Consider the following 6,536-nt stretch of genomic DNA (forward strand, 5'->3'; position numbering starts at 1 on the left):
GCTGCTGCTTGCTCCGCTCTCGCCGTTGCTGCCGGCCACGGCCTGGTTGCTGCTGGCGCTGCCCCTGGCGGATCTGGCGATCAGGAGCTCGGCGCGAACGGCACGCACTCTGCTGCTGCTGGGTGCGGGGTACCTGCTGGCGGTGCTGGTGGTCTGGCCCGCCTGGGTGCTGCCCTCAACAGCGCAGCTCGGACTGATGCTCTGGAGATGGCCACTGGAAGGGCTGGGCCTGACGGTGCTGTTGCGCTGGTGGCGAATCAGCCACCAACAGCCCCTGAACGCCTATCCCGGCTGGAGGCGGCTGCGCCCCTACCTGCTGGACGCCGTACTGCTGACTCTCAACCTGATCCTGCTCTGGGAGCTGTCCCCTGCCGCTCGGACCCTTGCCTGGGCCGGGCTGGCCCTGCTGCTGATCAACCGCAGCGGCAGCAGCCTTTTCGAGCCACGGGGGAGGCTCTATGCCTTGCCGATCAGCTGGCTCGGCCTGCTCCAGCTGGTGCTCGCCCTGCGCGGCCTGCGCCTCGACGGCGGCGAGTGGGGCGCAGGCGATCAGCTGCTGATCGGGCTGGCAGTGTTGCTCCAGATCGTTTTCGTGGTGTGGCAACACCGGCAGACGCCACGGGAGGCCATCGATGCCCCAAGCGCTCTGGCTGGTCCCATGGCCCTGCTGAAGCGGCTGGAGGGTCAGCGGCTCGCGGCCATTGATCTGCCGATGCTGGTGGGGCTCGCCCTGGCGATCTACTGGCGCTTCGATGCCGGCCTGCTGACGCTGCTCTGGTCAGCCCAGGCCTTCCTGGTGTTTTGCCTGGGGGCCTGGTTGCGCAACAACCCGCTCCGCCATCTGGCTCTGGCGGGGCTGGGGCTCTGTCTGCTGCGGCTGCTGGTGATCGATCTGGCCCGGGCCGACCTGGGCCTGAAGGGGGTGGTGTTCGTGGGGGTGGGGCTGCTGCTGCTGGCGATGAACGCCCTGGTGAACCGCTTCAGCGACCGCTTCGGCTGACGCCCCAACGCAAGCTCCGCCTTGAGACTCAGCGGTGCTCGATCAGTTCCTCCAGGGGGTATCGCACCTTCGCGAGGCTGCTGTACTTGTCGTTAGCGCTGCGGTAGCCGGCGGCGCAGACCACACAACTGCGGTAAGGGGTGCCGTCGAGGGCCAGCAGGCGGTCATAATCGGGCGAGGAAAAGCCTTCGATCGGGCAGGTGTCGACCCCGAGCAGGGCCGCCGCCGTCATGAAATTGCCCAGGGCGATGTACGTCTGATTGCTTGACCAGAGGTCGATCCGGGCGCTGCGTGGACCTGCCACCAGGTCCTTGTGCATCAGTTCGCGGTAGCCGGCCAACTGCTCCGGATCCAGACCACGGGCGGCGGCGGTGGCGGTGATCAGGCGGTCGAGATCACTGTCCTCGATCCGGCGCCGTGCCAGGAACACCACCAGATGGGAGGCCTCGGTGATCTGGGCCTGGTTCCAGGAAAACGGCCGCAACTCCGTGCGCAGAGCCGGATCGTCGATGACCAGGAATGTCCAGGGCTGCAGGCCATAGGACGAGGGGGTGAGCACCAGGGCCTGCTCAAGGGCCTCCCATGTCGTTGTGGGGATTTTGCGCTCGCTGTCGAACAGCTTGGTGGCATAGCGCCACATCAACGAGTCGAGCAGATCCGTGCTGGCGATCGGCATGGGGTTCTCCTGTGAAGAAAGTCTTAAGGAGCTTGGATCAGGCTGTGGTGCTTGTGCCAACCTTGGTGCCGTCACAGGGTCTGTTGGACCGGATGGGGCAAAGCCCCTCTTGGCCACTGCCCCCGAGTCCCACTCACCCGCCGCTGAGCACCGATGGAGCACTGTTCCTTCACTGGCCAGGCGATCTGGCTGAAGCGCTCCAGAATCGAGGCGCTGCGCAGCCGACTTCAGGACCTCCAAATGCGGCTTCAGGGCCAAATTCAGAATCTGCCGCTGGGCAACGAGGGCTGGCTCGACACCGAGCGGGAGCTCAATGCGGCAGAAGCTGCCCTGTCCCAGATGGGAGACTGGCGGCTGGGCTGAACATTGGCCCTCAGCGACTGCAGGGAAACTCCTCCAAGGAGCCAACCAGCAAGCTGAGCCTTGGTCGCTCGGGGTCGGCAGCAGACCAGAACCACTTGCCGTCGGAGTAGCTGGGAGCACCATTGATGTTGGTGCGCGGCAGCTGCAAGCTCAGATCGCGCCAACGCAGCACAACGAAGGCACCCGGAACGGTGCCGGCACTGGTGTTGGGAATGCCCGGCGCGTCAACTGCACCGGCATGAACTTCGGCCAGCAAGGGATCTCCGCCACAGAGGTAACGCTCTGGCGGAGCGGCCCAGGCGGGAGACACAACAAAGCCGCCCAGAAGCAGGGCGGCCAGCAGAACAGCAATCAAGCGCATGGCAACGGAGGGGCTCAGCACTCGCTGAGCCCGGGGCAGTTCAACCGATGCCGAGCAGCCCGCGGGTGAAGGCCTCGCCGCCCAGGGCGAATTCAGTGGCCAGGAGGGCAATGAAGCCAAGCATGGCCATGCGGCCGTTGAGCTTCTCGGCGCGCTCGTGGAAACCCCAGCCGCTCTCGGGGCTCACCACTTCCATGCGGGGCTCGGTGGCGAAGGCATTGAGGCGGCCGCCGTCTTCGGTGGTGACGGTGGCGCCGCGGATGGTGGCGCGCTCGCTGGCGGTCACAGGAGCCGAGTTGGGGGCTGTGGCGGTGGCTTGAGCCATGGGGATCTCCGTTTCGATGAACTCAATGTAACACATTGTTGCGGATCATTACAAGCCTCCCCAGGCCTGCGGCCCCATCATCAACAGCAGTTCCCATCAGCCCCTACGTGTCCGCCCCCTCCTCCAGCTGTGATCTGGTCGTGATCGGCAGCGGCCTGGGCGGGCTCAGCTGTGCCGGCCTGGCCGCCCTGCACGGACTCGATGTGGTGGTGCTCGAAGCCCACGATCGGGCCGGCGGAGCCGCCCATGGTTTCGAGCGGCGCGGCTTCCAGTTCGAATCCGGGCCCTCGCTCTGGAGCGGTCTGGGTCGCTGGCCCAGCAGCAATCCCCTGGCCCAGGTCCTGCGGGCTCTCGGCGAAACCGTGCCAGTCGCCACCTATCACGACTGGGGCCTGCTGCTGCCGGAGGGTTCCCTGCGAATCGGTGTGGGGCCCGAGCCCTTCATCGCCACGGTCCGTGAGCTGAGGGGGCTGGCCGCCGCCGAGGAATGGAGCGCCTTCATGACCTGGCTCCAGCCCTACAGCCAAGCCGCCCTGGCCCTGCCACTGCTGGCCCTGCGCCCGGGTCTGGGCATGGCCGCCGTGCTGGGAGTACGCCGCTCCGCCCGGCTGGCCCGACTGGCCCCGCAGCTGGCCGCCCTTGGGGGCGCCTTCGGGCCGATGGCACGCCGCCACCTGCGTGATCCCTTCCTGCTCCATTGGGTGGACCTGCTCTGTTTCCTGATCTCGGGCCTGCCGATGGATCAGACCAGCGCCGCCGCCATGGCGACCCTGTTCGCCGACTGGTTCGACCCCGGCGCCTGCCTGGAGTACCCCCTCGGCGGCAGCCCCGCTGTGGTGGCCGCCCTGGTGCGGGGCCTGGAGCGCCACGGCGGAGCCCTGCACACCAGCTGCCCCGTGGCCGAGATCATCCTGGAGGGGGGTGCCGCCCGGGGGGTGCGCCTGGGTGATGGTCAGCTGATCCGCGCCCGGCGGGGGGTGGTGAGCAACGCCAGCCCCTGGGACACCCTCGCCCTGCTGCCCCCTGGATCTGGCCACAGCCGCTGGCGCCAGCAGCGAGCCGCCACTCCGGCCTGCGCCAGCTTTCTGCACCTGCACATGGGCCTGCGCGGCGCAGGGCTGCAGGATCTGCCGGTCCACCACGTCTGGGTGGGCGACTGGGAGCGGGGGATCGGCGCTGAGCGCAACATGCTCGTGCTCTCGATGCCCTCGCTACTGGATCCCTCCCTGGCCCCCCAGGGTCAGCAGGTGCTGCACGGCTACACCCCGGCCAACGAACCCTGGGAGCTGTGGCAAAACCTGGAGCCTGGAACGGAGGCCTACGAGCAGCTCAAGCGCGAACGCTGTGCCATCTTCCGCCAGGTGCTCGGCGGCATCATTCCCGATCTGGAGGAGCGCATGGTGATCGAACTCCACGGCACCCCCCGCAGCCACCAACGCTTCCTGCGGGTACATCAGGGCAGCTACGGCCCGGCCCTGGGGGCCGACCAGGGCGTCTTCCCCTCCGGATCCACCCCGATCGAGGGGCTAAGCCTCTGCGGAGCGGGGGTGTTCCCCGGCATCGGGGTGCCGCCGGTGGCGGTCAGCGGGGCGATGGCCGCCCATGGCTTCGTTGCCATTCCGCAGCACAGGGCGCTGCTGGAGAGCCTTGATCTGCTCAGGCCCTGAGCCCAGGACACGTACTCTGCCCCCAGTGCGAAAGATCAGCGGGTGCTGAAGGGCAGTGACAACCGGGTGGACGAACTGAAGGCCCTGGGCTGGTCAGCCGAGGACCTCAGGAAGTACGAAGAACTCTGGGAGTACCGCCAGCGCTGGGGGGCGATCAACCTGGAGCGTGAAGAGAGGGAGTTCCTGCGCAAGGCCGAAGCGGCGCTGCCCAGACGGGCCGCCAACGGCAAAGGAGGAGGGCGCAAGACGATCCAGGAGAAATCCCATTACCGCTGGCTGGCTGCCCAGCTCGAGGCCATGCGCAGCAGCCCCGTGGAGACGGGTCTGGAGAACGGCCGTATCGGCGCCTGGCCGATCGTGCTGGAAGAAGAACTCCGCGCCCTGGCTTATTACGAACCGGTGCTGGGGCTTCCGGACACCCTCAAGGCCAAGGCCCTCACTCCTGCACGGGAGCGCTGGATCGAAGCCGCCGCCGCCAGCGGCGAAACCCTCAGCTTTGATTTCCCCGGAGCCTTGGAGGCCATCCGCCAGAGCGGCACGTCCAGCTGGAAGTCGCTGCGCTCCGAAACGGTGGAGAACCCCATGGGCTACCCGGTGCTGGATCCCGAAGCCGCCGCCAGCTTCCGAGCCATGGTGCGCCAGGAGGTGCTGGCACTCACCCGCAGCACCTTTCCCTCCCTGGCCGAAACCAGCAAATCCGAACCGCCCGACGACTGGCAGCCCAGCCGCTGAGGCTCAAAGGGTCTGGGGCTCGACGTTGAGCCGGCTGCCCTCACCACAGCCAGGGCAGCAGACGCACACTGCTGGCCTGATAGGTCTCAAAGTTGTCATAACGGCTGAGCATCGATGACTCCTTGGCCTGGATTCGAGCCAGGTAGAGCAGTGCCACGCTCAGGGGCAAGCTCCAGGCCCAGAGCGAGCCCGCAATCACAGCGAAACTGGAATAACGCATCAGATCCCCGAGGTAGTTCACGTGGCGCACCCGCCGCCAGATGCCCGTGGACACCAGGGAGGCTCCCATGGCCTTGGCCGTCATCTTCTGCACATCGGCAGCCGTGTTGATCAAGCTGCCCAGGATGTAAAGCACAAGACCGAGGGCGATGGTATTCGCACTGATCGGCTGCGGGTTGGCCATGGCCAGCCAACCGGGCACGGCATAGAACACACCCACGTAGAGCAACAGGGCGAGCAGGGTGAGCACGCCGATGCGCTCGGTGAACAGCTGCTGGGACCGCTCCGGGAACAGCGCCTGCTCCAGCAACCACCAAAAGCAGTAGGTGAGATGCAGGCTCAGGTAAATCGCCACCCGCACGCTCGGTGAGCCTGCAACCAGCGCTGGGATCAGCAACAGCACCATTGTGAGCAGCTTGGCCAGGTTCAGGCCCTGCATCTGGCTGATCAAACCTGGGGATGCGGTGCCTGGGGTCTTGGCCATGGGGCCCATCAGGAGCGGGGTGGGGCGGCGACCCTAGGGGATGGAAGCCACCAACCAGCCCTTCGGCTCAGGGCCTGGGGCTGGCGCAGGCCTCCGCGAGCAGCCGGGTCTCGAATCCAGCCTGGGGCTTTTCCCAGCCTTTCCAGTTCATCGACGCACCGGTGACGTTGATCTGGCCGGCTTTGCAATTGACCGAGAGATAGAACATCTGGTTCTTGGCATTGCGGCTGCGGGTCACCAGGCTGCCGTCCATCAGTTGCCAACTGGTCCAGTCGATGCTCAGCGGCCCGTAGGCCCGCCAATCGGCCGCCACGGCCGGCTGTGCCGGGATAGCCAGGGCCAACATCCAGGCCGACAGGGGACTTGCGGCGGTGCGGGCCGCCAAGGGTTGGGGGCGGGGCTTCGGCTCCTGGGAGGGCGCCAGCAGCATGCGCACGATCACCACCGCCAGATTGACGGCAATCAAGGCGAAGGCCAGGGCCCCGACCCCGGCCAGAACCCGCAGGCCCAGAGGGCGGGAGGGCGCATGAGCCAGTGCGAGATCGTCGGGATCCTGGGACATTCGATGGATCGGCGCAGGCTTAAGAGTTTGCGGAAAAACCACCTGAACGCCCGCGTTTTTCCCTCCTGAGAGCTGATCACGCTCCGTCCGGGCTGGTTTTCAGCGAATCAGCGGCTCAGAACGCCCATTTCAGGTGTTTTGCCCCGT

9 protein-coding genes are annotated in these 6,536 nt (G+C 66.8%); 4 read left to right on the forward strand and 5 right to left on the reverse strand.

Annotation, left to right across the window (positions count from 1 at the left end):
• Nucleotides 1-1,000: hypothetical protein (locus tag KBY78_RS15090; protein WP_255144325.1), on the forward strand; the 1,000-nt coding region annotated here is incomplete at its 5' end.
• 28 nt (nt 1,001-1,028) lie between these two features.
• On the opposite strand, the gene KBY78_RS15095 is transcribed toward KBY78_RS15090, so the two are convergent.
• Nucleotides 1,029-1,676, reverse strand: a complete 648-nt coding sequence (locus KBY78_RS15095) for an NAD(P)H-dependent oxidoreductase (RefSeq protein WP_255144326.1) — start codon at nt 1,674-1,676, stop codon at nt 1,029-1,031.
• 153 nt (nt 1,677-1,829) lie between these two features.
• Here KBY78_RS15095 and KBY78_RS15100 point away from each other — a divergent pair, with 153 nt between their 5' ends.
• Complete coding sequence (locus tag KBY78_RS15100; RefSeq protein ID WP_006170891.1) at nt 1,830-2,039, forward strand: hypothetical protein; 210 nt, start codon at nt 1,830-1,832, stop codon at nt 2,037-2,039.
• Nucleotides 2,040-2,049: 10 nt separating this feature from the next.
• Here the strand turns inward: KBY78_RS15100 and KBY78_RS15105 are convergent, their stop codons facing one another.
• The gene (locus KBY78_RS15105) at nt 2,050-2,400 is read right to left on the reverse strand and encodes a hypothetical protein (protein ID WP_255144327.1); all 351 of its coding nucleotides are present in this window, start codon (nt 2,398-2,400) and stop codon (nt 2,050-2,052) included.
• 40 nt (nt 2,401-2,440) lie between these two features.
• A complete protein-coding gene (locus KBY78_RS15110) occupies nt 2,441-2,725 on the reverse strand; it encodes a hypothetical protein (protein WP_050751416.1) in 285 nt (94 codons plus the stop codon).
• Nucleotides 2,726-2,832: 107 nt separating this feature from the next.
• Between KBY78_RS15110 and KBY78_RS15115 the strand changes: the two genes are divergently transcribed.
• Nucleotides 2,833-4,392, forward strand: coding sequence for an NAD(P)/FAD-dependent oxidoreductase (locus tag KBY78_RS15115; protein ID WP_255144328.1), 1,560 nt, complete (start codon nt 2,833-2,835; stop codon nt 4,390-4,392).
• Between the two features lie 42 nt (nt 4,393-4,434).
• Complete coding sequence (locus KBY78_RS15120; RefSeq protein ID WP_255144329.1) at nt 4,435-5,124, forward strand: hypothetical protein; 690 nt, start codon at nt 4,435-4,437, stop codon at nt 5,122-5,124.
• Nucleotides 5,125-5,164: 40 nt separating this feature from the next.
• Here the strand turns inward: KBY78_RS15120 and KBY78_RS15125 are convergent, their stop codons facing one another.
• Entirely contained in the window at nt 5,165-5,827 is a 663-nt protein-coding gene (locus KBY78_RS15125) for a DUF1295 domain-containing protein (RefSeq protein ID WP_037980340.1), read from the reverse strand.
• A gap of 67 nt (nt 5,828-5,894) precedes the next feature.
• Nucleotides 5,895-6,389, reverse strand: coding sequence for a hypothetical protein (locus KBY78_RS15130; protein ID WP_255144330.1), 495 nt, complete (start codon nt 6,387-6,389; stop codon nt 5,895-5,897).
• Between the last annotated feature and the right edge of the window lie 147 nt (nt 6,390-6,536).

The sequence above is a fragment of the Synechococcus sp. EJ6-Ellesmere genome, from assembly GCF_024345875.1.
Taxonomy (GTDB): domain Bacteria; phylum Cyanobacteriota; class Cyanobacteriia; order PCC-6307; family Cyanobiaceae; genus Regnicoccus_A; species Regnicoccus_A antarcticus.